This is a genomic window from Microbacterium sp. AC215, from assembly GCF_979258645.1.
In genome coordinates this window covers 2,626,999-2,649,871 of the sequence record NZ_OZ409869.1, presented here as the reverse complement: position 1 = coordinate 2,649,871, position 22,873 = coordinate 2,626,999, and the positions used below count along the sequence as shown (strand labels likewise).

23 protein-coding genes are annotated in these 22,873 nt (G+C 69.1%); 11 read left to right on the top strand and 12 right to left on the bottom strand.

Annotation, left to right across the window (positions count from 1 at the left end; translation table 11 throughout):
* Positions 1-4: 4 nt before the first annotated feature.
* Positions 5-1,447: an MFS transporter gene (locus ACZZZF_RS12910; protein WP_187250629.1), complete on the top strand. Its 1,443-nt coding sequence runs from the start codon at positions 5-7 to the stop codon at positions 1,445-1,447.
* Between the two features lie 38 nt (positions 1,448-1,485).
* Here ACZZZF_RS12910 and ACZZZF_RS12905 read toward each other — a convergent pair whose 3' ends face one another.
* The 4 genes from ACZZZF_RS12905 to ACZZZF_RS12890 all read right to left on the bottom strand — a co-directional run bounded on the left by ACZZZF_RS12905 (position 1,486) and on the right by ACZZZF_RS12890 (position 5,600).
* Positions 1,486-1,881, bottom strand: coding sequence for a hypothetical protein (locus ACZZZF_RS12905; RefSeq protein ID WP_463498675.1), 396 nt, complete (start codon positions 1,879-1,881; stop codon positions 1,486-1,488).
* Positions 1,882-1,928: 47 nt separating this feature from the next.
* On the bottom strand, positions 1,929-2,852 hold the full coding sequence (locus ACZZZF_RS12900) for a serine hydrolase (protein ID WP_072592014.1): 924 nt from the start codon (positions 2,850-2,852) through the stop codon (positions 1,929-1,931).
* 180 nt (positions 2,853-3,032) lie between these two features.
* Positions 3,033-4,997 carry a M13 family metallopeptidase gene (locus tag ACZZZF_RS12895; protein WP_463498672.1) on the bottom strand — a complete coding sequence of 655 codons (1,965 nt, stop codon included), beginning with the start codon at positions 4,995-4,997 and terminating at the stop codon, positions 3,033-3,035.
* 42 nt (positions 4,998-5,039) lie between these two features.
* Positions 5,040-5,600 (bottom strand): DnaJ family domain-containing protein, encoded by a 561-nt coding sequence (locus tag ACZZZF_RS12890; RefSeq protein WP_463498669.1) that lies wholly within the window; start codon positions 5,598-5,600, stop codon positions 5,040-5,042.
* 112 nt (positions 5,601-5,712) lie between these two features.
* Here ACZZZF_RS12890 and ACZZZF_RS12885 point away from each other — a divergent pair, with 112 nt between their 5' ends.
* Complete coding sequence (locus tag ACZZZF_RS12885) at positions 5,713-7,032, top strand: MATE family efflux transporter (RefSeq protein ID WP_463498666.1); 1,320 nt, start codon at positions 5,713-5,715, stop codon at positions 7,030-7,032.
* Between the two features lie 74 nt (positions 7,033-7,106).
* Here the strand turns inward: ACZZZF_RS12885 and ACZZZF_RS12880 are convergent, their stop codons facing one another.
* Both ACZZZF_RS12880 and ACZZZF_RS12875 read right to left on the bottom strand, forming a co-directional pair.
* Positions 7,107-7,574 carry a VOC family protein gene (locus tag ACZZZF_RS12880; protein WP_053098014.1) on the bottom strand — a complete coding sequence of 156 codons (468 nt, stop codon included), beginning with the start codon at positions 7,572-7,574 and terminating at the stop codon, positions 7,107-7,109.
* A gap of 71 nt (positions 7,575-7,645) precedes the next feature.
* A complete protein-coding gene (locus tag ACZZZF_RS12875) occupies positions 7,646-8,305 on the bottom strand; it encodes a TrmH family RNA methyltransferase (RefSeq protein WP_053098015.1) in 660 nt (219 codons plus the stop codon).
* A 69-nt stretch (positions 8,306-8,374) separates the two neighbouring features.
* Between ACZZZF_RS12875 and ACZZZF_RS12870 the strand changes: the two genes are divergently transcribed.
* Positions 8,375-9,664: an Nramp family divalent metal transporter gene (locus ACZZZF_RS12870; protein WP_056280409.1), complete on the top strand. Its 1,290-nt coding sequence runs from the start codon at positions 8,375-8,377 to the stop codon at positions 9,662-9,664.
* Positions 9,665-9,763: 99 nt separating this feature from the next.
* Here ACZZZF_RS12870 and ACZZZF_RS12865 read toward each other — a convergent pair whose 3' ends face one another.
* Positions 9,764-12,325, bottom strand: a complete 2,562-nt coding sequence (locus tag ACZZZF_RS12865) for a rhamnogalacturonan lyase (protein WP_463498664.1) — start codon at positions 12,323-12,325, stop codon at positions 9,764-9,766.
* Positions 12,326-12,483: 158 nt separating this feature from the next.
* Here ACZZZF_RS12865 and ACZZZF_RS12860 point away from each other — a divergent pair, with 158 nt between their 5' ends.
* From ACZZZF_RS12860 to ACZZZF_RS12840, 5 genes are read left to right on the top strand one after another with little or no spacing between them, the layout of a single operon-like run.
* Positions 12,484-12,786: a hypothetical protein gene (locus tag ACZZZF_RS12860; RefSeq protein ID WP_400338955.1), complete on the top strand. Its 303-nt coding sequence runs from the start codon at positions 12,484-12,486 to the stop codon at positions 12,784-12,786.
* Positions 12,787-12,800: 14 nt separating this feature from the next.
* Positions 12,801-13,433 (top strand): metal-dependent transcriptional regulator, encoded by a 633-nt coding sequence (locus tag ACZZZF_RS12855; protein WP_463498662.1) that lies wholly within the window; start codon positions 12,801-12,803, stop codon positions 13,431-13,433.
* A gap of 55 nt (positions 13,434-13,488) precedes the next feature.
* Positions 13,489-14,298: an HAD-IIA family hydrolase gene (locus tag ACZZZF_RS12850; RefSeq protein ID WP_053098019.1), complete on the top strand. Its 810-nt coding sequence runs from the start codon at positions 13,489-13,491 to the stop codon at positions 14,296-14,298.
* A gap of 1 nt (position 14,299) precedes the next feature.
* Positions 14,300-14,869: a YdeI/OmpD-associated family protein gene (locus tag ACZZZF_RS12845; RefSeq protein ID WP_463498659.1), complete on the top strand. Its 570-nt coding sequence runs from the start codon at positions 14,300-14,302 to the stop codon at positions 14,867-14,869.
* The gene (locus ACZZZF_RS12840) at positions 14,866-15,033 is read left to right on the top strand and encodes a hypothetical protein (RefSeq protein ID WP_463498657.1); all 168 of its coding nucleotides are present in this window, start codon (positions 14,866-14,868) and stop codon (positions 15,031-15,033) included. Before ACZZZF_RS12845 ends, ACZZZF_RS12840 begins: the two co-directional genes overlap by 4 nt.
* A 17-nt stretch (positions 15,034-15,050) precedes the next feature.
* On the opposite strand, the gene ACZZZF_RS12835 is transcribed toward ACZZZF_RS12840, so the two are convergent.
* A complete protein-coding gene (locus tag ACZZZF_RS12835; protein WP_463498654.1) occupies positions 15,051-16,208 on the bottom strand; it encodes an anhydro-N-acetylmuramic acid kinase in 1,158 nt (385 codons plus the stop codon).
* A gap of 201 nt (positions 16,209-16,409) precedes the next feature.
* On the opposite strand from ACZZZF_RS12835, the gene ACZZZF_RS12830 reads away from it, so the two are divergent.
* Positions 16,410-16,826, top strand: a complete 417-nt coding sequence (locus ACZZZF_RS12830) for a hypothetical protein (RefSeq protein WP_463498651.1) — start codon at positions 16,410-16,412, stop codon at positions 16,824-16,826.
* Positions 16,827-16,845: 19 nt separating this feature from the next.
* On the opposite strand, the gene ACZZZF_RS12825 is transcribed toward ACZZZF_RS12830, so the two are convergent.
* Both ACZZZF_RS12825 and pyrE read right to left on the bottom strand, forming a co-directional pair.
* Positions 16,846-17,748, bottom strand: a complete 903-nt coding sequence (locus ACZZZF_RS12825; protein ID WP_463498648.1) for an ROK family protein — start codon at positions 17,746-17,748, stop codon at positions 16,846-16,848.
* Complete coding sequence (pyrE, locus tag ACZZZF_RS12820) at positions 17,745-18,305, bottom strand: orotate phosphoribosyltransferase (protein ID WP_072592022.1); 561 nt, start codon at positions 18,303-18,305, stop codon at positions 17,745-17,747. The genes ACZZZF_RS12825 and pyrE overlap by 4 nt, the downstream gene beginning before the upstream one ends.
* Positions 18,306-18,342: 37 nt before the next feature.
* Between pyrE and ACZZZF_RS12815 the strand changes: the two genes are divergently transcribed.
* Complete coding sequence (locus tag ACZZZF_RS12815) at positions 18,343-19,188, top strand: exodeoxyribonuclease III (RefSeq protein ID WP_230101040.1); 846 nt, start codon at positions 18,343-18,345, stop codon at positions 19,186-19,188.
* Between the two features lie 4 nt (positions 19,189-19,192).
* Positions 19,193-20,008, top strand: coding sequence for a Cof-type HAD-IIB family hydrolase (locus ACZZZF_RS12810; RefSeq protein ID WP_072592024.1), 816 nt, complete (start codon positions 19,193-19,195; stop codon positions 20,006-20,008).
* A 61-nt stretch (positions 20,009-20,069) separates the two neighbouring features.
* On the opposite strand, the gene ACZZZF_RS12805 is transcribed toward ACZZZF_RS12810, so the two are convergent.
* Positions 20,070-22,100: a carboxypeptidase regulatory-like domain-containing protein gene (locus ACZZZF_RS12805; protein ID WP_463498645.1), complete on the bottom strand. Its 2,031-nt coding sequence runs from the start codon at positions 22,098-22,100 to the stop codon at positions 20,070-20,072.
* Positions 22,101-22,239: 139 nt separating this feature from the next.
* The gene (locus ACZZZF_RS12800; RefSeq protein ID WP_187250616.1) at positions 22,240-22,866 is read right to left on the bottom strand and encodes a dihydrofolate reductase family protein; all 627 of its coding nucleotides are present in this window, start codon (positions 22,864-22,866) and stop codon (positions 22,240-22,242) included.
* Positions 22,867-22,873 lie beyond the last annotated feature (7 nt).

Here is a 22,873-nt window from a genome sequence, read left to right as displayed (position 1 = left end):
AGCGATGGGAGAGAACGAAGATCGCGCGCGCAGAAGACTCTCCCGAACACCACCCAAGTGGGCCATCGTCGCCGTCCTGGCCTTCGCGGGCCTCTGCTCGTCGTTCATGTTCACGCTCGTCGTGCCCCTGCAGGCCGAGCTGCCGCGCCTGCTGAACGCGTCTCGCGAGGACACCACCTGGGTCGTCACGATCACGCTGCTCGTCGCCGCCGTCGCCACTCCGATCTCGGGCCGGCTCGGCGACATGTACGGCAAGCGCCGAGTGGTGATCGTGCTGCTCGGGCTGCTCATTCTCGGCTCCCTGATCGCCGCGCTGTCGGGCTCGATCATCGGAGTCATCATCGGTCGAGCGCTCCAAGGCGCGGTGACGGGTGTGGTGCCGCTCGGCATCGCGATCATGCGCGACGTGCTGCCTCCCGAACGCCTGGGCACGGCCGTCGCCCTGATGAGCGCGACCATGGGCGTCGGAGGCGCGATCGGGATGCCGGTCGCCGCGCTGCTGGCCGTGAACGCGGACTGGCACTGGCTGTTCTGGCTCGCCGCGGCTCTCGGCGTCGTGGGTCTCGCGCTGGTGCTGCTCGTGATCCCCGAGGATGTGCTGCGGTTCCCCGGACGCCTCGATGTGCTCGGCGCCATCGGACTCGCGATCGGACTCACCGGCATCCTGCTGTTCGTGTCTCGCGGTGCCGAGTGGGGCTGGACGGCACCGCTGACCCTCACCTGCATCATCGGCGGCGTGGGCGTACTGCTCGTCTGGGGCTGGTACCAGCTGCGGACGAACGATCCGCTCCTCGATCTGCGGGTCGCCGCGCGCCCCGCCGTGCTCTTCACCAACATCGCCGCGATCGGGATGGGCTTCGCACTGTTCGCGTCGAACGTGACGTTCCCGCAGCTGCTCGAGGGCCCCGCGGCCTCGGGTGCGGGCTTCGGGCTCGACATGGTCTCGGCGTCGCTGATCATCATGCCCGCCGGCCTCGTGATGATGGTGATCTCACCCCTGTCGGGATGGCTCGAGCGCACCGTCGGACCTCGTCCGCTGTTCACCGTGGGCGCGGGAGCCATCGTCCTCGCGTACGTGTTCGTGCTCCTGTGGTCGAGCGAGGTGTGGCACATCCTGGTGGGCAACCTGCTGATCGGCGTCGGCATCGGCTTCACATTCGCCGCCATGCCGATGATCATCATGCGGTCGGTGCCCGCGAACGAGACCGGCGCCTCGAACGGACTCAACGCCCTCTTCCGCTCGGTCGGCACGTCGAGCGCCTCTGCCGTGATGGGCGGCGTGCTGGCCGCGATGAGCATCGACGTCGGCGGGGTATCCGTGCCGACGAGGGCGGCGTTTGACGTGTGCTTCTGGCTCGCGATCGCCGCCGGAATCGTCGCTCTCGTCCTGTCGCTGTTCATCCCCCGCCAGCGCTCGTCCGAGCAGCACCCCTCGCTGCCGGGCTGACCGCGCACGCCGGCGCCCGCAGTCCACGAACGGTCGGATCAGAACGCCCGCGGATCGGGATCCGTCGGCGATGGCGTCCGCAGCCGATCAGGGGCGGGCCAGGAGAGCACGTACTGCTGCGTGGCGGGACGAGTGATGTCGCCGAAGTCGTCGACCTTCACCACGATGCGCCCCGATCTCCCCTCGCCATCGGGCGTGACCTCGACGATGCGCACGCGCAGGGGGCGCTCGGCCTCGCCCTCGAGCATCCACGGGTCGGCGAGCCACGCGATCCCGTGGTCCTCCAGGGCCGCCTCGGCGTCGAGCCACTCCGTCGGCCCGGACACCGCGCGCCCGAGCACATCGATCGCGACCCAGGCCTCGCCTTCCGGATGGATCCAACCGAGCAGTTCTCCGTCACCACGACGATGCGGGGTCCAGTCTGTACGGGGCATTGCTCGATGCTAACCGCGGCCGACGTCGCGTCGGGCGTGGAATGCGATCAGTGGGTGTACTCCATGAGCTCGACCCCGAGGACGCGGAAGGCGTCGTGCGCGCGGAGTCGGTGCGTGATCGACAGATCGTCGAAGCAGACGATCAGGGAGTAGGCCACACCCGCGCGCGGCCCGGCGAGCACTCCCGCTTCGGCACGCACGCCGCGGTCGCGGCCGGTCTTGTTGATGAACAGCAGGCCGTGCGCGTCGTGGTCGTGTGCGAACGGGTCGAGGCCGGTCGCGGATGCCACCAGGCTCAGATCCTGATTGAGGCTCAGCCACTCGGACACCTGAGCGCTCACCGACGCCCCCACCACCTGGGAATTCACGAGCGCCGAGAAGAGACCCGCGAACTCGCGTGCAGAGCCCACGGCGACGTGCGGGGCATCATCGGGGCCTCGCTCGTCACGGAATCGGTCGAGAACGGCGGTGCGGCGCAGTCCGAGAGCCTCGATGCGCTCGCGCACCCGGTCGTGGCCGACCCGCTGCAGCAGAGCGTTGACCGCGATGGGGTCGCCGGCCGTGGCCGCGAGCACGGCGAGGTCTTCGAGCGGCAGGGCGGGCGCGTGCAGGTGGCGCCAGAGCCCCGACGTCGACACCGGATCGACGGCGGTGCGCTCGACGATCTCGAGCGGATCGAGCGTGCCCGCCTCGAACGCGGCCGCCACCTCGATCAGCAGGGGCACGACACCGAGTCCGGCGACCGGCATGGTCACATGGTCGTCGCCCGCGAGGACGTGCGTGTGGTTGTCGAGATCGACGACATGCACCGATACCTGGGCCCCGGCATCCGCCAGCTGTTCGAGCGCCCGCAAGGTCGAGGTGAACGACCTGCGCCCTGCGGCAGCACGGCGCGGCAAGCGTCGGCTGGTCCGCTGAGAGCGGCGCAGCGAGGCCAGCGGCGGGCCGTCGGCAGGCTCGGAAGCACCCACGCGTGATCCTTAACAGGGGGGTTGGATTGGCGGGATGCTGCGGTGTCCATCCGCCGCAGCACGGATATCGTAACCCCGCCAGGTGAGGATGCCCTACATACTCCGGTATACGGTCATCAGAACGTCATCCGGCAGACAGCAGGGCACCCCGACCCGGCGCGATCGCCGAGGCCGGAGCGCTCACCAGATGGTCACGCGCGAGTCCTGCGGCAGCCACAGCGCGTCGGTCTCGGTCACGTCGAACGCCTCGTAGAACGCATCGATGTTGCGGACGATCTGGTTGCACCGGAACTCGTTCGGAGAGTGCGGATCGATCGTGAGCAGGCGCAGCGTCTCGGCGTCGCGGCTCTTCTGCTGCCAGACCTGCGCCCACGACAGCAGGAGGCGCTGCACGCCGGTGTAGCCGTCGATGACCGGCGCCTCGGCGCCGTCGAGTGCGATCTCGTACGCCTTGAGCGCGATGCCGAGACCGCCCAGGTCGCCGATGTTCTCACCGATCGTCAGCGCTCCGTTGACGTGGTGCTCGGCGGCGAGGCCCTCAGGCACGAGTTCGTCGTACTGCGCGATGAGGGCCTTGGTGCGCTGCTCGAACGCGGAGCGATCGGCATCCGTCCACCAGTCCTCGAGCTTGCCGTCACCGTCGTAACGGCTGCCCTGGTCGTCGAATCCGTGACCGATCTCGTGACCGATGACCGCGCCGATGCCGCCGTAGTTGGCGGCCGCGTCGCGCGACGCATCGAAGAACGGGTACTGCAGGATCGCCGCCGGGAACACGATCTCGTTCATCGAGGGGTTGTAGTAGGCGTTGACCATCTGCGGCGGCATGTGCCATTCGTCACGGTCGATCGGCTTGCCGACCTTCGCGACGTTGCGGTCGTGCTCGAAGATCGCCGCACGGCGCACGTTGCCGAACAGGTCGGCGCGGTCGATCTCGAGGCTCGAGTAGTCGCGCCACACGGCAGGGTGCCCGATCTTCGGCGTGAAGGAGTCGAGCTTGGCGAGTGCGCGTTCGCGGGTCTCGGCCGTCATCCATTCGAGGTCGGTGATGCTCTGCCGGTAGGCCTCGATGAGGTTGCCGACGAGCTCATCCATCGCGGCCTTCGCCGTCGGCGGGTAGTGCCGCTCGACGTAGACCTTGCCGATCGCCTCGCTCAGCGCGCTCTCGGTCACCGAGACACCGCGCTTCCAGCGCTCGCGGATCGAGGGGACGCCGGTGAGCTCGGTGCCGTAGAACGAGAAGTTCTCCTGCACGAAGTCGTCGGTCAGATACGGAGTCGCGGCATGCACGACCTGGGCGCGCAGCCAGGCCTTCCACTCGTCGAGACGCTCGGCGGTCAGCAGCGACCCGAGGCCTTCGAGGAAGCTCGGCTGCGAGACCACGACCTCGGCGAACGCCTCGGGGTGGCCGGGAGCGACGGCATCGCGCCACGGCTCGAGGTCGACACCGGCGAGCTCCTGGATCTCGGCCCAGGTCTTCAGGTTGTACGTGGCGACGGCATCGCGGCTGCGCACGTTGTCCCAGTGGTGCCCGGCGAGCTCGGTCTCGAGGGCGATCGAGCGGTCGGCGGTGCCCGCGGCATCCGCGACTCCGGCGAGCGCGAGCAGTCGCTCGAGGTGCGCGCGGTATGCCGCCCGGGTCTCGGCGAAGGTGTCGAGCCGGAAGTAGCTCTCGTCCGGCAGCGACAGGCCCGACTGCACGACCACCGGGAGGTAGCGCTCCGGGTTGCCCGGGTCGCCGTCGACGTAGAACCCGATCAGGTGCGCCCGGCCGTCGCGATCGTAGGCGCCGACCGTGCGCAGGAACGCGGGGATGCCGTCGATCGCGTCGATCTCGGCGAGCGTCTCGGCGAGGGGCGTCGCCCCGGCGGCGGCGATGCGCTCGGTGTCCATGAAGCTGGCGAACAGGTCGCCGATCTTGCGGGCGAGAGTGCCGGGCTCGGCATCCTGCGACTCCTCGATGATCGCCCTGACGTCCTTCTCCGCCTGCTCGGCCAGCAGATGGAAGGACCCCCACCGCGCCTTGTCGCCGGGGATCTCGGTGCGGGAGAGCCAGGCGCCGTTGACATGGCGGTAGAGGTCGTCCTGCGGGCGGATGTCGGAGCTGAACTCGGAGGTCTCAAGGCCAGAGGGGAGCACGTCGGTCATGCCGACCAGCCTATGCGTCGCTCCGACATTCGGGGGGATGGGTCACGCCCTGCGCCGGAGGCCGAACCGTCGTCGCCGGGGTTGCTCCGGCGTCTCCGCAGCACGCGCCGCGAAGCGCGCCGCGCGTCGCTCGGCCCACGCCGCCACCTCGGCGTCGATGTCGCGTGGACTCGTCACGACAGGCGGACCGCCCTGCAGCTGGCGTCGGGCCTCGAGCACCCGACCGTTGAAGTCCTCGAGTACCGACCGCACGTCGGCCTCGCGACCGAGCAGGTCGAGCTGGTCGTCGAGCTCGCGATCCTCGGTGCGCAACAGGATCGCCGGCGGACCGAGACCCGTCAGGTTCTCCTGCTCGATCTTGCGGCGGATCCACCAGTCGGGGTCGTGGTGCGTTCCGAGTCCCTCGAGGGGCTTGCCCGCACCGGGGAGATCGTCGAAATCGCCCCGGCGGATCGCGACCTGGATCGCCGTCTCGATGAAGGCGGCTCGATCCGTCGCTGCGGCGATGCCCGGCTCTGCACCGGACTCGCTGTCGTCCTCGCCGTCCCCCCGGCTTCGCTGCCGCGCACGGTACCGCGCCGCGGCCTCCCGTGGATCCGTCATGATGCACCTCCGTCGCATCCTGGTCCTTCCAGGGTACGACCGCACCGGATCCGGAGGGCGGAGCGGGCGTGCTGCACCGCCTGCTGTCCGCGCCAGCCCATAGGCTCGGAGGATGACCGAGCGCACTCTCAACCGCGAGATCCTGCGCCTCGCCGTCCCCGCGCTCGGCGCCCTGATCGCGGAACCGGCGTTCCTCATCGTCGACGCGGCGCTGGTCGGACATCTCGGCACGACGCCGCTCGCGGGCCTGGGCATCGCGGGTGCGGTGCTGCAGACGATCGTCGGACTCATGGTCTTCCTCGCCTACTCGACGACCCCGGCGGTGGCCCGACTGTTCGGCGCCGGCAGACCGGGCGAGGCCGTCTCGGTCGGGATCAACGGCATGTGGCTCGCCCTCGCGATCGGGGCCGTGCTCGCCGCCGCAGGCGCGGCATCCTCCCCCTGGCTGGTCTCGCTGTTCGGCGCGAGCGACGCCGTGGCCGCCGATGCCAACGCCTATCTCGTCGTCTCGATGTGGGGGCTCCCGGCCATGCTCATCGTGTTCGCCGCGACCGGGCTGCTGCGCGGGATGCAGGACACCATGACTCCCCTGTGGATCGCCGGCCTCGGGTTCGGGGCCAACGCGCTGCTCAACGTGGTGTTCATCTACGGGCTGGGCTGGGGCATCGCCGGCTCGGCGGCCGGCACGGTCGTCGCCCAGTGGGGCATGGTCGGCGCATACGTCCTCGTGATCCGGCGGCTCGCGGCGAGGCATGACGCATCGTTGAAAGCCCGACGGGACGGCATGGGCAGCACAGCGCGCTCGGGCGGCTGGCTGTTCCTGCGCACCGTGAGCCTGCGCGTCTCTCTGCTCGCGACGGTCGCCGTCGCCACCGGCATCGGCACCGAGGAGCTCGCCGGATGGCAGATCGTGTTCACGATCTTCTCGGCTGCGGCATTCGCGCTCGACGCGCTGGCGATCGCCGCACAGGCGCTGATCGGCAAAGAGCTCGGTGCCGGCGACGAGCGACAGGTGCATCGGGTGCTGAAACGCACCGTGGCCTGGGGCGCGTGGTTCGGCGTCGTGGTCGGGGCTGTCATCGCTGCACTCTCCGGAGTCCTCGGGATCGTGTTCACCGGCGACGCCGAGATCGCGGCGCTCGTGCAGCCGGCGCTGCTGATCCTCGCGCTCGCGCAGCCGATCGCCGGGGTGGTGTTCGTGCTCGACGGAGTGCTGATGGGGGCGAACGACGCGCGCTACCTCGCGATCGCCGGCGGCATCAATCTCGTGCCGTTCCTCCCGGCACTCTGGATCATCGCCGCGAGCGGAGTCGATGCGTCAGCGGGCCTCATCTGGCTGGCCATCGCCTTCTTCGGCATCTACCTGCTCGCTCGGCTGGGCACTCTCGGCTGGCGCGTGCGCTCGGGTCGCTGGGTCACCGCCGGCGTCTAGCACTGCACGATCGCTGCGACTCCGGACGTCTACACGTATCCCGGAATCTCGGGAACTGAGGACGCCGCGAGGGATCAGGCGTTCTCGAGCTCGGCGATCACGATCTTCTTCATGTGCATGAGCGCCTGAATCTGCTCTGGCCTCTGCTGGAGCAGATCCAGACCGGCCGGCACGACCTGCCAGCTCACTCCGAACCTGTCCTTGCACCAGCCGCAGGCCTCCGAGTCCGGCACGGCCGAGAGGGCTTGCCAGTAGTGGTCGATCTCGGCCTGATCCTCGCACCCGATCACGAAGGAGATCGACTCGTTGAACGCGAACTCGGGGCCTCCGTCGAGGCAGCCGAACGGCGAGCCGTTCAGGGTGAAGTCGCCGTTGAGGACCTTGCCGCTCATGCCCTCGAAATGTCGATCGAGCGATTCGTCGGGGTACAGGACCACCTGGTCGATCGACGAGTTCGGGAACACCGAGACGTAGTACTCCATCGCCTCCTGCGCCCGCCCGTCGAACCAGAGAAACGGGCGGATGGAACTGATCGCTGCCATGTCGACCTCCTCAGATCGGCACTCACGCTACGCCCGAGCAGGCATCGTGTCGAGAGGGTCCGACGCCGCCGTCAGCCCGCATGCCTCCGGCACCACTCGTACATGATCACCGCGGCGGCCGCGCTCGCGTTGATCGACCGGGTCGAGCCGTACTGCGTGATCTCGATGTGGGCGGATGCCGCGGCGAGCGCGGCATCCGAGAGACCCGGTCCCTCCTGACCGAACAGCAGCACGCAGCTCTGCGGCAGATCCGCGCGGTCGACGGGCACTGCGCCCTCGACGTTGTCGACGGCGACGATCGGCAGGCCTTCGGCGGTCGCCCAGGCGGTGAAGGCCTCGACGTCCTCATGGTGCACGACGTGCTGATAGCGGTCGGTGACCATGGCGCCCCGCTTGTTCCACCGGCGCCGGCCGATGATGTGCACGGTGTCGGCGAGGAACGCGTTGGCGCTGCGCACGATCGAGCCGATGTTCATGTCGTGCTGCCAGTTCTCGATGGCCACGTGGAACGGATGCCGCTTGGTGTCGAGGTCGGCGACGATCGCGTCCATCCGCCAGTAGCGGTAGCGATCGATCACGTTGCGCGTGTCTCCGACGGCCAGCAGCTCGGGGTCGTACTGCTCCCCCGCAGGCCACTCGACCTCGCCGCCGGGCCAGGGTCCGACCCCGTATCCGGGCTGGGCCGACGATCCGCCTGTCTCCGCTGCATCCGCGGGCGCCTGCTCATCCATTCAGCCAGGCTATCCGGCGCATCCGCAACAGCGATTTAGGTACACCGAAATATCCGCTACGATTTCGGCATGCCGAAAAATGCTGTCGTCGAGAAGGGGCCGACGCCCACCCGCGCCACCGCGCCCCGCAGCCTCTGGCTCCTCGGACCCGCGCTGGTCGCCGGTGTCGCGTATCTCGATCCGGGCAACGTCGCGAGCAACATGACCGCCGGCGCGCAGTACGGGTACCTGCTGGTCTGGGTCGTGGTGGCGGGCAACGTGATGGCCTGGCTGATCCAGTACCTGTCGGCGAAGCTCGGCGTCGTCACGGGGCAGAGCCTCCCCGAGGTTCTGGGTGCGCGCCTCACGAAGCCGTGGGCCCGTCGGGCCTACTGGCTGCAGGCCGAGCTCGTCGCGATGGCGACAGATCTGGCCGAGGTCATCGGCGGCGCGGTCGCCCTCTACCTGCTGTTCGACATCCCGCTGCTGCTCGGAGGGATCATCACCGGCGCCGTGTCGATGGTCCTGCTGACGGTGCAGAGCCGCCGCGGCGCTCGGCCCTTCGAGTTCGTGATCATCGGGCTCATGGTGATCATCGCGGTCGGCTTCGTCGCCGGGCTCTTCATCGCACCGCCGGATGCCGCGAGCATCGTCGGTGGCCTGGTGCCCCGTTTCGAGGGCACCGGATCGGTGCTCCTCGCCGCCTCCATCCTCGGCGCGACGATCATGCCGCACGCGATCTACGCGCACTCCTCGCTCACTCGCGATCGGTTCGGTGCCGCCGCGGCGCACGGGCCGACGGAGACTGCGCGAACCGAGACCTCGCGCATCCGTCGCCTGCTCACGGCGACCCGCTGGGACGTCTCGATCGCGATGGTGATCGCGGGCACCGTCAACCTCGGCATCCTGCTGCTCGCGGCCGCCAACCTGGCAGGTGTCGAGGGGACGGATTCGCTCGAAGGCGCCCATGCCGCGCTCGCCGCGGGACTCGGGCCTGTCGTCGCGACCTTCTTCGCGGTCGGGCTGCTGGCCTCCGGTCTCGCCTCGACATCCGTCGGTGCCTACGCGGGAGCGGAGATCATGCACGGCCTGTTGCACGTGCGCATCCCGCTTCTCGCGCGTCGACTCGTGACCCTGATCCCCGCGCTGGTGATCCTCGGCATCGGCTTCGATCCCACGCTGGCGCTGGTGCTCAGCCAGGTCGTCCTCTCATTCGGCATCCCGTTCGCGCTGATCCCCCTCGTCGCGCTCACCGCGCAGCGTCGCACGCTCGGCGTCTGGGCGAATCGCACCTGGACGACGGCGGCGGGCATCGTGGCATCCGTTCTGCTCATCGCGCTCAATGGCGCCCTGCTCTGGTTAGTGCTGACGGGCGCCTGAGCGACCGGCCTCGCGCGCGCAGCACGACCCTTGCGCGCAGAACCGCCCCGAGCCGGCACGGGAAGAGTCGACTCGGGGCGGCGTCCTATCACCGCGCCGTCAGCGAGAGCGGAGAGTCTCGGTCCACTGCGAGGTCGCGCCGTCGGCGATGCGCCATCCGGGCTCGGGGACGGCGACGACGGTCACTTCTCCCGTCACCTTCACCTTGCCGCCCCGCGCCTCGACCCTCTCGCCGTTCACGTAGTAGCTGATGCCTGTCACGTTCTTCGGCACCTTCACCTCGTCGCGGGAGGTGCCCGGCTTGTCGGTGAAGGTCGGAGCCTTCGGAGTCGTCGGCGCGGTCAGCACCGGCACCTGCGACCAGTCGATGTCGCTCGCCAGGTAGTACGAGGTGTACGCGGGCTGGTTGTAGGTGGTCTGCTGACGCGCGGTCTCGGCCCGGTACTGCACGTCGTGCATCAGGGTCGTGAGCTTGTGCGCCGTCGGCTCGGTCGTCGTGAAGAACCGCAGCGCGCTCGAGTCCGCGGTGCGCACGAGCAGCTCCTCACGCCAGTCCCCCAGCACATCGGCGACGAGCGACGGGTTGCCTTTCGTGCCGTTGTTCGTGAGCGTTCCGGTCGCGGTGACCAGCGTCCCGCGGGTCCAGTCGTCGATGGTCGGCGTCTGGGCGCCGCTGCCGTTCACGAGCTGCGTCGTCAGGTCGCCCGCCCAGCGGATCGACATGTTGGTGCCTGGCGTCTCCGGCTGCAGCACCTCGCCGGTCGCGCTCTGGAGTCCGCTGCCCTCGGTGCCGCCTGGCATGCTCGACCACACCTCGATACCCGGCACGTCGGGACGCACGTCGCCGATCATGGCGCGACCGGTGTCGCGACCCGAGTACGCCCCGAACAGGGACTCTCCGGTCGCGGCATCACGCATCACCGACCCGTACGGTGCGCTCGTCGCACCCTCGTGGGCCGTCCAGATCTCGAGGCCGGGGCGGCTGGGGTCGATATCGGTCACGTGCATGGCGTCGCCATGGCCCAGGCGCACGGTCGACCCGGGATCGGCGCTGCCCTCGGGGAGCACGTCGAACGAGCTGTACAGCAGGCTGCCGTCGTCGTCGATCGTCGCCGATCCGTAGACGAGCTCCTGCTTTCCGTCGGCATCCACGTCGGCGAAGCTCAGCGAGTGATCGCCCTGCGTCGTGATCGTGCCGAACTCGGGGTCGGTGCCGTCACGGCCGTGCGGGGAGTCGTTGAACGGGTTCGTCATCGGCACGTGGCCGCTGTCGACGCCCCACCGCTCCGTGAGGCGCTTGCCGTCCCAGTCGAAGGCCGTGACGGTCGTGCGCGTGTAATACCCGCGAGCGAAGACGGCCGACGGATGCTGCCCGTCGAGGTACCCGACGCCGGCGAGGAAGCGGTCGACGCGGTTCGCCGGCTCGATGCGCGACATCGCGTAGTCACCCCACAGCAGTCCGTCGTCTCCTCGCTCGGTCGGATACGGGATGGTCTGCAGCTCCTTGCCGGTCGCGCTGTCGAAGACCGTGAGGTACTCGGGTCCGTCGACGATGAAGCCCTCGAACTCCCGCAGCAGGTTGCGCGCGCTGCGGCTCGGCGCGTACACGTCAATGAAGGTGGTCGCCAGTTCCTGCGCGGCCTCCGGCGAGAGCGGGTAGTCGTGCGTCACGGGCATGCCCCACGCCTCTTCGAGAGTGGCCGGCCACTGGCCCGACACGACCTCCTCGCGGTCACTCCACCCGAGGAACATCTCGACCAGACGCTGCTCGTAGTCCGCGGCACTCAGGCGGTAGTCGTCGTCGTTCGAGTACCCGGCCTTGCGGTCGTCCTTGGGGAGAGTGATGTATGACTCGCTCGCGACCGAGCCATCGTCGGCATACTGCACCGACTTCGTGCCGGGCGCCGTCTTCAGCATGGTCTCGGACCGGCCGTCGCCGTCGAAGTCGTAGACGAGGAACTGCGTGTAGTGCGCTCCGGCGCGGATGTTCACGCCGAGGTCCAGGCGATTCAGCAGCGTTCCGTCGAGCTCGTAGGTGTCGAGATAGACCGGCCCGGTGTAGCCGCGCTGCGAGACGTCCTTCGAGTTCGAGGGGTCCCACTTCACGACGTACTCGTACTGCCCGTCGCCGTCGACGTCGCCGACGGAGACATCGTTCGCCGAGTAGGTGTAGGCCTCGCCCTTCGGCGTCACCCCGTCGGCCGGCTTCTGCAGGGGCAGGTCGTGGTGACCGTCGGCCCAGGCGGTGACGGATGCCGACGCGGATGCCGTCAGCTCGATGCCGCTCACGATCGGGACGACGGAGTACTCCGAGGTGGCGGAGCCGCCGGCATCCGCGTAGCTCGTGCTGTCGGTGACCGTGGCGACCTTCGCGCCGTCGCGATAGACGGCGAAGTCGGGGCCGGCGAGGCCGGTCTCGGTCGCGCCCGTCGTCTCGGTCGCAAGGAGTCGCCAGCTGAGGAAGACGCCCTCGGCGGTCGAGACGGCGACGAGTCCGCGGTCGAGCGACTCGAGTTGCGGTGCCGGGGTGCCGTGATCGTGGCGACCCGCGGCCGGGGCTGCGGGTGACGCCGCCGCCGCGCTCTGCGCACCACCCGCGACGAGGCAGCCGGCGGCGGCCACCGCCACGACGGCGCGGAATGATCGGTGTCGGATGTTCATCATCGAAATCCATCTCTGGGCCTGTAGCCCGCTCGGATAGCGTTTTCCCGTGCCCGGTCGAAGCTACCCGCCGCGCTCCTCTCGCGTCAAGGAATCGGGCCCGATTGACACGATTCACAGCGTCCACGGCGCCCTCGTCAGGCGATTAGGCTCGAAGGATGTCTGCCGAACCCGCGCGCCGCACCGTCCGCATCCTCACGTGGACCGGCATCGCGACCGGCGTGATCGGAGGCCTCCTCGTCGCCTTCCCGACCGTGCTTCCGTTCGGCGGCCCGTGGGTGCAGCTCGTGCTGGGCATCGCGACGCTGGTGCTGGCCTTCCGCGCCCGCAAGATCGGCATCGCCGAGATCGAGGGGTTCGACGGCCGCCTCTCGCTCTTCGCCGCTCTGCTCGGCTTCCTCATCGTGTTCTTCGCCGGCCAGGTCGCCTTCGGCATCCTCGTCGATGTCGCGAACCCCTGATCTAGGCTGGACGAGTGGCATCCCCCGCAGCAGACGACTACCTGAAGACCGTCTACGCGCACACCGAGTGGCAGGACGCGCCGATCACCCCGTCGGTGCTCGCGGCGAAGCTCGGCATCGCTCCGTCTTCGGTGACCGAGATGGTCAAGAAGCTCGCCGCCGCGGGCCTCGTCTCGCACGTGCCCTACGGTGCGGTTCGGCTGACCGATGCCGGCACGCAGCGCGCCCTGGCCATGGTGCGACGCCACCGCCTGATCGAGACCTGGCTGGTGCAGGAGTTCGGCTACGGCTGGGACGAGGTGCACGACGAGGCCGAAGTGCTCGAGCACACGATCAGCGACCGCCTTCTCGAGGGCATCGACGCACGCCTCGGCCGGCCACGATTCGACCCGCACGGCGACGCGATCCCGGATGCCGCGGGCGTCGTCGAACGCGAGCCCTTCATCCTTCTCGTCGACGCGCCGGTGGGTCACGTCGGCCGCGTGCTGCGCGTCGACGACCGCGACCCCGAGCTGCTGCGCGCCCTCGAGGCGGCTGGCGTCGCCGTCGCGGCGAGCATCACGACCACGGACCGGGGCATCGAGCTCGACGGCGTCGAGACGACGCTTCCTGACGGCGCCGCAGAGGTGGTCTGGCTCAGCGCCTGACAGCCTCGCCACAACCTGACACCTGCCCGTAATCGCCGCCCCATAAGCTGTGCACATGGCACACCGCGACAACATCGAATGCTGGCTGACCGACATGGACGGCGTGCTCGTGCATGAGAACGACGCCATTCCCGGCGCGTCCGAGCTGCTCGCCGGGTGGGAGCAGAACGACATCCCGTACCTCGTGCTGACGAACAACTCGATCTTCACGGCACGAGACCTGTCGGCCCGCCTCCGCGCCAGCGGGCTCGTCGTGCCCGAGGAGCGGATCTGGACCTCGGCGCTGGCCACCGCGGACTTCCTCGCGCAGCAGCTGCCGGGCGGTTCGGCCTTCGTGATCGGCGAGGCGGGCATCCTCACGGCCCTGCACGAGGCCGGGTTCATCATGACCGAGACGAATCCCGACTTCGTGGTCGTCGGCGAGACTCGCAACTACTCGTTCGAGGCGATCACCAAGGCGATCCGACTCATCATCAAGGGCGCGCGCTTCATCGTGACGAACCCCGATGCGACGGGCCCCTCGGCCGACGGAGTCATGCCGGCGACCGGCGCGATCGCGGCCCTCATCACCAAGGCGACGGGCAAGGAGCCGTATGTCGTCGGCAAGCCGAATCCGATGATGTTCCGCTCGGCGCTCAACAAGATCGGCGCGCACTCGAAGAAGACCGGCATGATCGGCGACCGGATGGACACCGACATCATCGCCGGCATCGAGGCGGGGCTGCACACCGTGCTCGTGATGACCGGCATCAGCGATGAGGCCGAGGTCGAGAAGTATCCGTTCCGGCCCGACGAGATCGTCGACTCGGTCGCCGACCTGCTGCCCACCGTCACCGAGTCGATTCCGACACTCGACGAGGACTGACGTGGGCGCGCTCGACGAAGGAGAGCGGGTCGTCGCAGCGGATGCGTCCGCGTGGCGCGCCTGGCTCGAGGAGCATCATGAGCGCATCGCGGGAGTCTGGCTGCTGAGCGTTCGCGGCAACCGGGCCGGAGGTGTCGGATACGACGATGCCGTGCGTCAGGCTCTGTGCTTCGGATGGATCGACGGTCCGGTGCGCACCTTCGACGACCAGACGGTGGGCCAGTGGTTCTCACCCCGACGACGCGGCAGCGGATGGGCAGCGACGAACAAGGCGAGACTGATCGACCTCGAGGCCGCCGGACAGCTCGCACCGGCCGGCATCCGCGTACTCGAGTCCGCGAAGGCGGACGGGTCGTGGACCTTGCTCGACGGCCCGGAAGCCGGGATCGAGCCGCCCGAACTGACGGAGGCGCTGGATGCCCTGCCCGCCGCGCGGGCCCACTGGGACGCCTTTCCGAAGTCGGTCAAGAAGTTCGGCCTGACGCACATCGCGATGGCGAAGCGTGCCGAGACGCAGTCCGCTCGGATCGCCAAGATCGTGGCGGATGCCGCGGAGGGGAAACGCCCATGAACCAGTCCGACCTGCTGTTCCTGGTGATCTTCCTGATCCTCCTCAGCACGGTGACCGTGTGGGTGGTGCAGTTCTTCCGCTCCCGACGCCGCGGAGGCGGCGGGGGCGATGGGCGCGCCGGCTGGTGGGAAGGCCCCTGGGACGACGACGACCGCAAGCGCTGAGCGCCCCGATCCCTCGATCAGCGCAGCGTCAGGCTGCGCACTCCATCCACGGGCTCCGGCATCCGCAGCGGACCCGCACCGGGTGTGATGGTGCCGAGGATTCGGGCTTCCCGCGCTCCGGTGCCGCCGGGCGTCACGGCCGCGACGCCATGCAACGTGCACCATCCGATCAGCGCGAACAGGATCGCCTCCTTGCTGTCGACCGGGGCGCCGAGCTCGTCGGCGAGCACCACCTCGATGTCGGGGAGCGCCTCACGCAGCCCCTGCATGATGAGCGGGTTGTGGCACCCGCCACCCGAGACAGCCAGGAAGCGGATGCCGGCGGTGCGGATGTCGTGTGCGACGGTGCGGACCGTGAGCTCGGTGAGCGTCCGGATCAGGTCGGCCGGCGCGATGCCGGGTCGCATGCGGTCGACGTGCGCACGCACATAGTCGAGGTGAAAATGCTCCTTGCCCGTGCTCTTGGGCGCGGGCAGGGCGTAGTACGGGTCGGCGAGCAGCTCGGCGAGCAGCACGTCGTCGACGGTGCCGGTGCGAGCGATCGCGGCATCCGCGTCGTAGCCTCGGTCGTTCAGCCCCTCGGCGACGACCACCGCGTCGACCAGTGCATTCGCCGGGCCGATGTCGTAGGCCGACAGACCGTCGGGACCGACCACGGTCACGTTCGCGATGCCGCCGAGGTTCACCGCCGCCGAGACTCCCGCCCGACCGCGCAGCAGCAGCTCATCGAGGAACGACACGAGCGGTGCACCGTGGCCGCCCGCAGTGATGTCACGGATGCGCACGTCCGACACCACGGGTGCGCCGACCCGCTCGGCGATCCACGCCGGCTGCCCGATCTGCAATGTGCCGAGCGCCTGGCCGTCGGCGACCCAGTGGAAGACGGTCTGGCCGTGCGTGCACACGGCATCCACTCCCCCGACGACATCGGATGCCGTGGCGGCGACCTCGGCGAAGGCCTGGCCGATCAGGGTGTCGAGCTCGCAGACCTCGGCGAACGTCGTGGGCGCCGGAGGCAGCGCCGCGACGAGTCGGGCCCGCAGGTCGGGGGCGTACGGCACGCTGTCTTCGTGCAGCACCGTGCCGCGCAGCGCTCCGTCGCTCTCTGCGAAGTCCACGACCGTGACGTCGATGCCGTCGTGTGAGGTGCCCGAGAGCAGTCCGAGTACGCGCATGCGTGTTCCTTCCGTCGCCTGCTACGAGCGTAGGCCGGTTTTGTTAGGGGGGCGAACGGAAAGCATCGATCTTTTCTGCACGATCATCTTCTGGACCGCGTTCTCCCCCGTGCCCGAAGGATGACCCGCACCGCCGACGGCCCCGGTCGTTGCCCGCGTAGCATTCTGCGAGACCCCACCCGCCACCCCCAGAATGGGAGCATGTTCGTGTCCGCCGAGATCATCACGATCGTCATCAGCGCCGTCGGCCTGCTGCTGGCTCTGGGCGGCACCATGTTCGCCGGCTTCGCCTGGTGCATCCGCCGATCCGACTCCCTCCGCACCGATCTCGTCGGGGTCGAGACGTCGCTCGGTGTGCGTATCGGCGGAGTGGAACAGAGGCTCACGGCACGCATCGACGGAGTCGAAGAGAAACTCACGGCACGCATCGACGGCGTCGAAGAGAAACTCACCGCACGCATCGACGGAGTCGAACAGAGGCTCACGGCACGCATCGACGGAGTCGAAGAGAAACTCACGGCACGCATCGACGGAGTCGCCGCCGACGTCACCGAACTCAAGGTCGCGGTGGCCCGACTCGAAGGGCCGCAGCGTCACCTGATCGTCGCGGGGCGCTGATTCCCCGGTGACCGGCAGGTCAGCGTAGGACGAGCGCCGCGGCGCCGATGAGCGGCCCCTCGTCGCCGAGTCCCGAGCGCACGACCCGGGTACGCCGCGAGTACTCGTGCGCGGCACTGGCCGTGAGCGCCTGCTGCACGAGGTCGATGTAGTCGGCGGACACGCGAGAGAACCCGCCGCCGATCGCGACCATGTCGAGGTCGACGAGGGTCGCGGCATCCGCGAGCGCTTCTCCGACCGCCTTCGCCGACCGCTCGATGGCCGCGCGGGCGACGGCGTCACCCGCGGCGGCATCCCGAGCCAGGTCCTCGCCGGTGGCTCCGGTCCAGCCCTGTTGCTGAGCCCAGGCGGCGCTCGCGGGCCCCGAGGCGATCTCCTCGAGGGTGAGCCCGCCTTCGCGACGCACCTGTCCGAGATGCCCGGCGTTGCCGGTGGCTCCGGGAATGTACGCGCCGTTGACGACGAACCCTCCGCCGACGCCGGTCGAGACGACGATCGACAGCGAGGCACCGGCATCCTGCGTGGCACCGAGCCAGGATTCCGCGAGGGCGAGCGCGCCACCGTCATGGCCGAGGACGGTCGGAACCTCGCGGCCGAGCGCAGCGGATGCCGCCGAGCGCACCGACTCCGCAAGACCGAAGCCCCGCGCGAGCGGCATATTCACCGGCATGATCGCTCCGGCGGCACGGTCGATGGGTCCGGCGCTTCCGGCACCGGCGCCCACGAGGTCGGCATCCGCCGGCACAGCGGCCAGAGCGTGGGTCACGATCGAGATCACCGCGTCGTTCAGCGACTCGAGCGTCGCCTGGCGCCCGGTCGCCTGTCGCGAGCGGCTGCCGCCGACGAGCACACCGTGCTCGTCCACGACCGCGGCCTCCATCTTCGTGCCGCCGACGTCGACGGCCAGCGCGTAGCGGGTCACTGGGGGTCGAGTCCGAGGTCGTCGAGGTCGAAGGCGGCACGCCATTCGAGGCCCTCGGCTTCGATCGCGGCCTGGGCGCCCGTCTTGCGGTCGACGATCACGGCGACGGCGACGATCTCGGCCCCTTCCTTGCGCAGCGCCTCGACGGCCTTGAGCGCGGACTGCCCGGTGGTCGAGGTGTCTTCGAGCACGACGACGCGCTTGCCGGCGACGTCTGCACCCTCGATCTGGCGACCGCGGCCGTGGTCCTTCGGCTCCTTGCGCACGACGAACGCGTCGAGCGGCTTGTCGGCGGCGACCGAGGCGTGCAGCACCGCGTTCGCGATGGGGTCGGCGCCGAGGGTCAGGCCGCCGACCGCCACGACGTCGAGGTCGCCGATGAGGTCGAGCATGATGCGACCGATCGCCGGTGCCGCGCGGTGGTCGAGGGTGAGCTTGCGCATGTCGACGTAGTACGTCGCCTTCTTGCCGCTCGAGAGCGTGAAGTCTCCGTGGAACACCGCCTCGTCCTTGATCAGGTCGAGAAGGGTCTGGCGGTCTGCGTCGAGTGCGGTCACGGCATCCAGTGTAGGAGGCAGGGCCTAGGCTTGACGCATGCGCTTGGCCACCTGGAACGTCAACTCCATCCGCACCCGTGTCACCCGCACCGTCGAGTTCGCCGTCCGAGAGGACATCGACGTGCTGGCGATGCAGGAGATCAAGTGCAAACCCGAGCAGTTCCCTTACGGGCCGTTCGAAGAAGCCGGCTACCACGTCGAGGTCCACGGCCTGAATCAATGGAACGGCGTCGCGATCGCCAGCCGCCTGCCGATCACCGACGTCCGCACGTCTTTCGACGGCATGCCGGGCTTCGCCAAAGGACACGAGGGACCGGATGCACCGCTCGAAGCACGTGCGCTCGGCGTGCTCGTCGACGGTGTGCGCGTGTGGAGCCTGTACGTGCCGAACGGCCGCTCGCTCGACGACCCGCACTACGCCTACAAGCTGCACTGGCTCGAGGAGCTGAAGAAGTCCACGGCGGCAGAGCTCTCGGCGAACCCCGAACTGCCGCTCGCTCTGGTGGGCGACTTCAACATCATCCCGTTCGACGCCGACAACGGCGACCCCGACATCGTCGAGGGCGTCTCGACGCACGTCTCGCCGCAGGAGCGTCAGGCCTTCTTCGCTCTCGCCGACGCGGGCCTGACCGATGTCGTCCGCCCACTGCTTCCCGAGGGCTATACCTACTGGGACTACCAGCGTCTGAAGTTCCCTCGCAACGAGGGCATCCGCATCGACTTCATCCTCGGCTCGAAGACACTCGCCGAGGCGGTCACCGGAGCGTCGATCCACCGCGAAGAGCGCAAGGGCGAGCAGCCCAGTGACCACGTTCCCGTGGTCGTCGAGTTCGACCTCGGCGGGGCCGAGGAAGACGACGACCTGCCGATGATCTTCTCCTGAGACTGTGACCGTCCGCCTGATCGCGACCGATCTCGACGGGACACTGCTCGACTCCTCGGCATCGGTCACGCGGCGCACCCGCGCGGCCCTCGACGCGGCGCGCGCCCGTGGCATCCACGTCGTCCCGGTGACCGCTCGCCAGCCGATCGGTCTACGCGCGCTCGCGGACGGCGCGGGCTTCGACGGCTGGGCGCTGTGCAGCAACGGCGCCTACGCGACGCATCTCGTCGATGGACGGATGCTGTTCGCGGAAGAGCTTCCGGCAGAGACGATCCGCACCCTGGCCGAGGCGCTGCGCGCCAGCATCCCCGGACTGCTGTTCGCGAGCGTGCGTGAGGGCGGCGAGACGTTCGTCGCGCAGCACGGCTATGCCGAGATCGCCGATCTCGCCGACCACAAGCGCGATCCACGCACGATGGGCGGCGTCGAGCTCGATCATGTGCTGGCCGCACCCAGCCTCAAGCTCGTGATCCGGCACCCAGAACTCGCCCCGACGGCGTTGTTCGACGCGCTGCGCGACCTCGGGCTGACCGGTTTCGAGGCGACGCTCTCAGGCGCCCCGTTCGTCGAGGTCATGGCCGAGGGCGTGACCAAAGCCACCGGGCTCGCGCGCCTCTGCGAGCACCTCGAGATCGACCGCCGCGATGTGATCGCTTTCGGCGACGCCCTCAACGACGTCGAGATGCTGCGCTGGGCCGGCCACGGTGTGGCGATGGCCGGCGCGACGGACGTCGTGCAGGACGCCGCGGATGAGACGACCACCTCGAACGACGACGACGGGGTGGCGAGGGTGATCGAGCGGGTGCTCGGCGCCCGCTGAGCCGGACAGTGAGAACCCGGCCCCTTCCGCAGAAGTCACCGGGTCCTCGTCGCCAACGCCGTCAGCTGCGCACGCGCCGACGACGCACGAGCAACAGGCCGGCGAACAGCAGGCCGGCCGCCATCATCGACGCGAACGCGGGCACATCGGCACCGGTGTTCGCCAGCGTGTCGCCACGAGCCGCGACCGCGCCCGCACCCGCTGCCGTCGTGGTCGGAACCGCCGCGATCGGTGCTTCGGGGGCCGGTGCCTGGGTCACCTGCAGAGCGACGCTCGCCACCACCTCCGACTGCGCGTTCAGCGCCACGAGCGTGTGCGCTCCCGGAGGCGTGTTCGCGGGAATACGGAAAGTACCGGTGAGCGCGCCGTTCGCGTCGGCGGTCAGGGTTCCCAGAGCCACCGGACTCGAGCGCAACTCGAACGCGATCGTCGCGCCAGGAGTGAACCCGGTACCCGAGACGTCGATGTCACCGCCGGCGCGGGTGGACGCGATCGAGACAGTCAGCTCGGGCTCCGGTTCGGGCTCGGGTTCGGGTTCCGGTTCAGTGATCGGCACGAGAGTGAAGTCGATGCCGCCCACTGTCGTGGAGGCGATCGCCGTGACGGGGGTCGCGAGATCCGCCGTCTCGACGCCGTCGTAGAACTGCGGCTTCGCCCTCGTCGGGCTGTCGTTGTAGAAGATCGCAGATGCCTTGAGGATGTACGTCCCGGCAGGGATGTTGAGGGTGTACGCCCCGGTCTGCCGATCGGCGATCACATACCCGACACGTTCGCTGCCGTCCCACGCTTCGACGAGCATCTCCCGGTCTTCCGAGCTCGCCATCGTGACCGTGCCGGCGATGGTCGCCGCTGCATCGAGCTGTGCGTCGACACCCGTGACGTCGTCGCCGGCCGCGACCACCACAGAGGTGGCGTCCTCGGGGACGGCGGCGTCGTCCCAATACTCGTCGAGCAGGCCGGAATCGAAGGCGTCGAAACTCACCAGGTAGGTCCCCGGCGCGACGGCGACGCGAAAACTGCCGTCACTGCCGACGAATGCGAACCGCATGTCTCGGTCGATGCCGCTGACCGTGACAGAAGCGTTGACGGGAGAACCGTCGGCGGTCTTCGTCACGGTGCCGCTGATGTAACCGACGCGTTCGAGTGCGGCATCCACATTCGTCATCGTCTGCTTCTCGACGATCGTGATGAGCGTCGCGGCGTCCCAGCCGTATGCGTCGTCCCAGAACTCCCACGCCAGGTCGGGGTCAGGCGACCCGAAATACAGGCGGTAGGAGCCGCCAGGAAGACCGCCGAGGTGGTACTCGCCGGACGCGTCGGCCTGGGTCGATGCGACGATCTCGTTGTTGTCCGAGAGTGCCGAGACAGTGGCGCCCGCGACCGCTGAGCCGTCCTGCGCCCGGGTGACGATGCCCTCGATGGCGCCGCCGGTGCTCAGCGACGCGTCGATGTCGGCGACCGACGCACCGCCGGCGATGACGACAGGAGTGGCGGCCGAGGAATCTGTGACTCCATCCCAGTGCTCGCGCATGAGGTCCGTCCCGCCTCCGGCCCAGAACGACACGACGTAGGAGTCGTCCGCGAGTCCACGAAGGGTGTAGTCGCCGTTCTCGTCCGTGAGGGCCGTCGGTGTCACCCACGCGCGCCCGCTCACCGACACGCTCACGCCGGAGATCGGAGCCCCGTTGTCTTCGCGTGTCACGGTGCCGCTGATCGTTCCGGTGCCCTGAGGCGCCGGTGGCGGTGGCGGGATCAGTGCCGGAGGCGGCATCAGTGCAGGGGCGAGTGCTGGCGCAGGTGCGAGTGCAGGCGCGTCCTCGACGACCGCCGGCGCGGGTGCGGCGTCACTGAGTGTTGCATCGGCGGCGGCACCCTCGAGCGAGGCGGCGTCGCCCTCGAGCGGGTCGGCGTCGAGATCGAGCGGGTCGGCTGCGATGTCGTCGGTCGTCGCGATCACCTCGCCTGTGGTCGCCCCGGGATCGATCGTCGGATCGTCCTCCACAGCTCCCGCTGCGGTCGCTCCCCCGAGTGCGAGTGCGATCGCCGCCACCCCACCCAGAACTGCATGAATCAGAGCGCGTCGTTGCGCCATAGCTCCACCCTCCGACGGAAGTCGAGCACGCCGTGAACGGGACCCTGCGCTGGACCTCGGAACCGCGGCCGTTCCGGCCGCGTTGAGTTGAAGCTATCGGATCGCCACGCAGGAGGGAAGAAGCGGGCGATATACCGTTTCAGTCCTCGAAGGTGCCGACCTCGGGCACCCGATCCGTCCGCCCGTAGCGCAGCAGCAGCACTCCGCTGTCGTCGGCGACCGGCGCCTCGAGCAGCCGCAGCACCGCCGGCTCAGCGCCGTCGTCGAAGACCTTCTTGCCCGTGCCCAGAAGGATCGGATAGACCCATAGGTTGAGCTCGTCGAACAGCCCCTCGGCCAGCAGCGAGTGCGCGAGATCGATGCTGCCGATCACGTGCACCTCGTCGTGCCGCTCGCGCATCGCGGCGATCTCCGCGGCGAGGTCGTCTCCGACGCGCTCGCTGCCCTTCCATGACAGATCGAGGTCGGCATCCCGTGTCGCCACATACTTCGGGACCCGATCGAAGAGCCTGCCGATCTCCCCCGACGGACCGTCGGTGTGATGCGGCCAATACGCGGCGAAGATGTCGTACGTGCGGCGCCCGAGCAGCAGCGCATCGAGTCCCTGCATCCCCCGCTGCACCTGGGGCCCCATCCCCGACGACGGATACCCTGCCTGCCAACCGCTGAACTCGAAGCCTCCGGACGGATCCTCGTCGATGCCGCCCGGCCCTTGTGCGACGCCGTCGAGGGTCATGAAGAGGTCGATCAGAATGCGTCCGGTCATCAGAGTG

Excerpts from the sequence above, each read along its gene's own strand:
- ACZZZF_RS12910 (WP_187250629.1), top strand. The coding sequence starts at position 5 with ATGGGAGAGAACGAAGATCGCGCGCGCAGAAGACTCTCCCGAACACCA.
- ACZZZF_RS12905 (WP_463498675.1), bottom strand. The coding sequence starts at position 1,881 with ATGCCCCGTACAGACTGGACCCCGCATCGTCGTGGTGACGGAGAACTG.
- ACZZZF_RS12895 (WP_463498672.1), bottom strand. The coding sequence starts at position 4,997 with ATGACCGACGTGCTCCCCTCTGGCCTTGAGACCTCCGAGTTCAGCTCC.
- ACZZZF_RS12890 (WP_463498669.1), bottom strand. The coding sequence starts at position 5,600 with ATGACGGATCCACGGGAGGCCGCGGCGCGGTACCGTGCGCGGCAGCGA.
- ACZZZF_RS12885 (WP_463498666.1), top strand. The coding sequence starts at position 5,713 with ATGACCGAGCGCACTCTCAACCGCGAGATCCTGCGCCTCGCCGTCCCC.
- ACZZZF_RS12880 (WP_053098014.1), bottom strand. The coding sequence starts at position 7,574 with ATGGCAGCGATCAGTTCCATCCGCCCGTTTCTCTGGTTCGACGGGCGG.
- ACZZZF_RS12875 (WP_053098015.1), bottom strand. The coding sequence starts at position 8,305 with ATGGATGAGCAGGCGCCCGCGGATGCAGCGGAGACAGGCGGATCGTCG.
- ACZZZF_RS12870 (WP_056280409.1), top strand. The coding sequence starts at position 8,375 with ATGCCGAAAAATGCTGTCGTCGAGAAGGGGCCGACGCCCACCCGCGCC.
- ACZZZF_RS12865 (WP_463498664.1), bottom strand. The coding sequence starts at position 12,325 with ATGAACATCCGACACCGATCATTCCGCGCCGTCGTGGCGGTGGCCGCC.
- ACZZZF_RS12860 (WP_400338955.1), top strand. The coding sequence starts at position 12,484 with ATGTCTGCCGAACCCGCGCGCCGCACCGTCCGCATCCTCACGTGGACC.
- ACZZZF_RS12850 (WP_053098019.1), top strand. The coding sequence starts at position 13,489 with ATGGCACACCGCGACAACATCGAATGCTGGCTGACCGACATGGACGGC.
- ACZZZF_RS12840 (WP_463498657.1), top strand. The coding sequence starts at position 14,866 with ATGAACCAGTCCGACCTGCTGTTCCTGGTGATCTTCCTGATCCTCCTC.
- ACZZZF_RS12835 (WP_463498654.1), bottom strand. The coding sequence starts at position 16,208 with ATGCGCGTACTCGGACTGCTCTCGGGCACCTCACACGACGGCATCGAC.
- ACZZZF_RS12830 (WP_463498651.1), top strand. The coding sequence starts at position 16,410 with ATGTTCGTGTCCGCCGAGATCATCACGATCGTCATCAGCGCCGTCGGC.
- ACZZZF_RS12815 (WP_230101040.1), top strand. The coding sequence starts at position 18,343 with ATGCGCTTGGCCACCTGGAACGTCAACTCCATCCGCACCCGTGTCACC.
- ACZZZF_RS12805 (WP_463498645.1), bottom strand. The coding sequence starts at position 22,100 with ATGGCGCAACGACGCGCTCTGATTCATGCAGTTCTGGGTGGGGTGGCG.
- ACZZZF_RS12800 (WP_187250616.1), bottom strand. The coding sequence starts at position 22,866 with ATGACCGGACGCATTCTGATCGACCTCTTCATGACCCTCGACGGCGTC.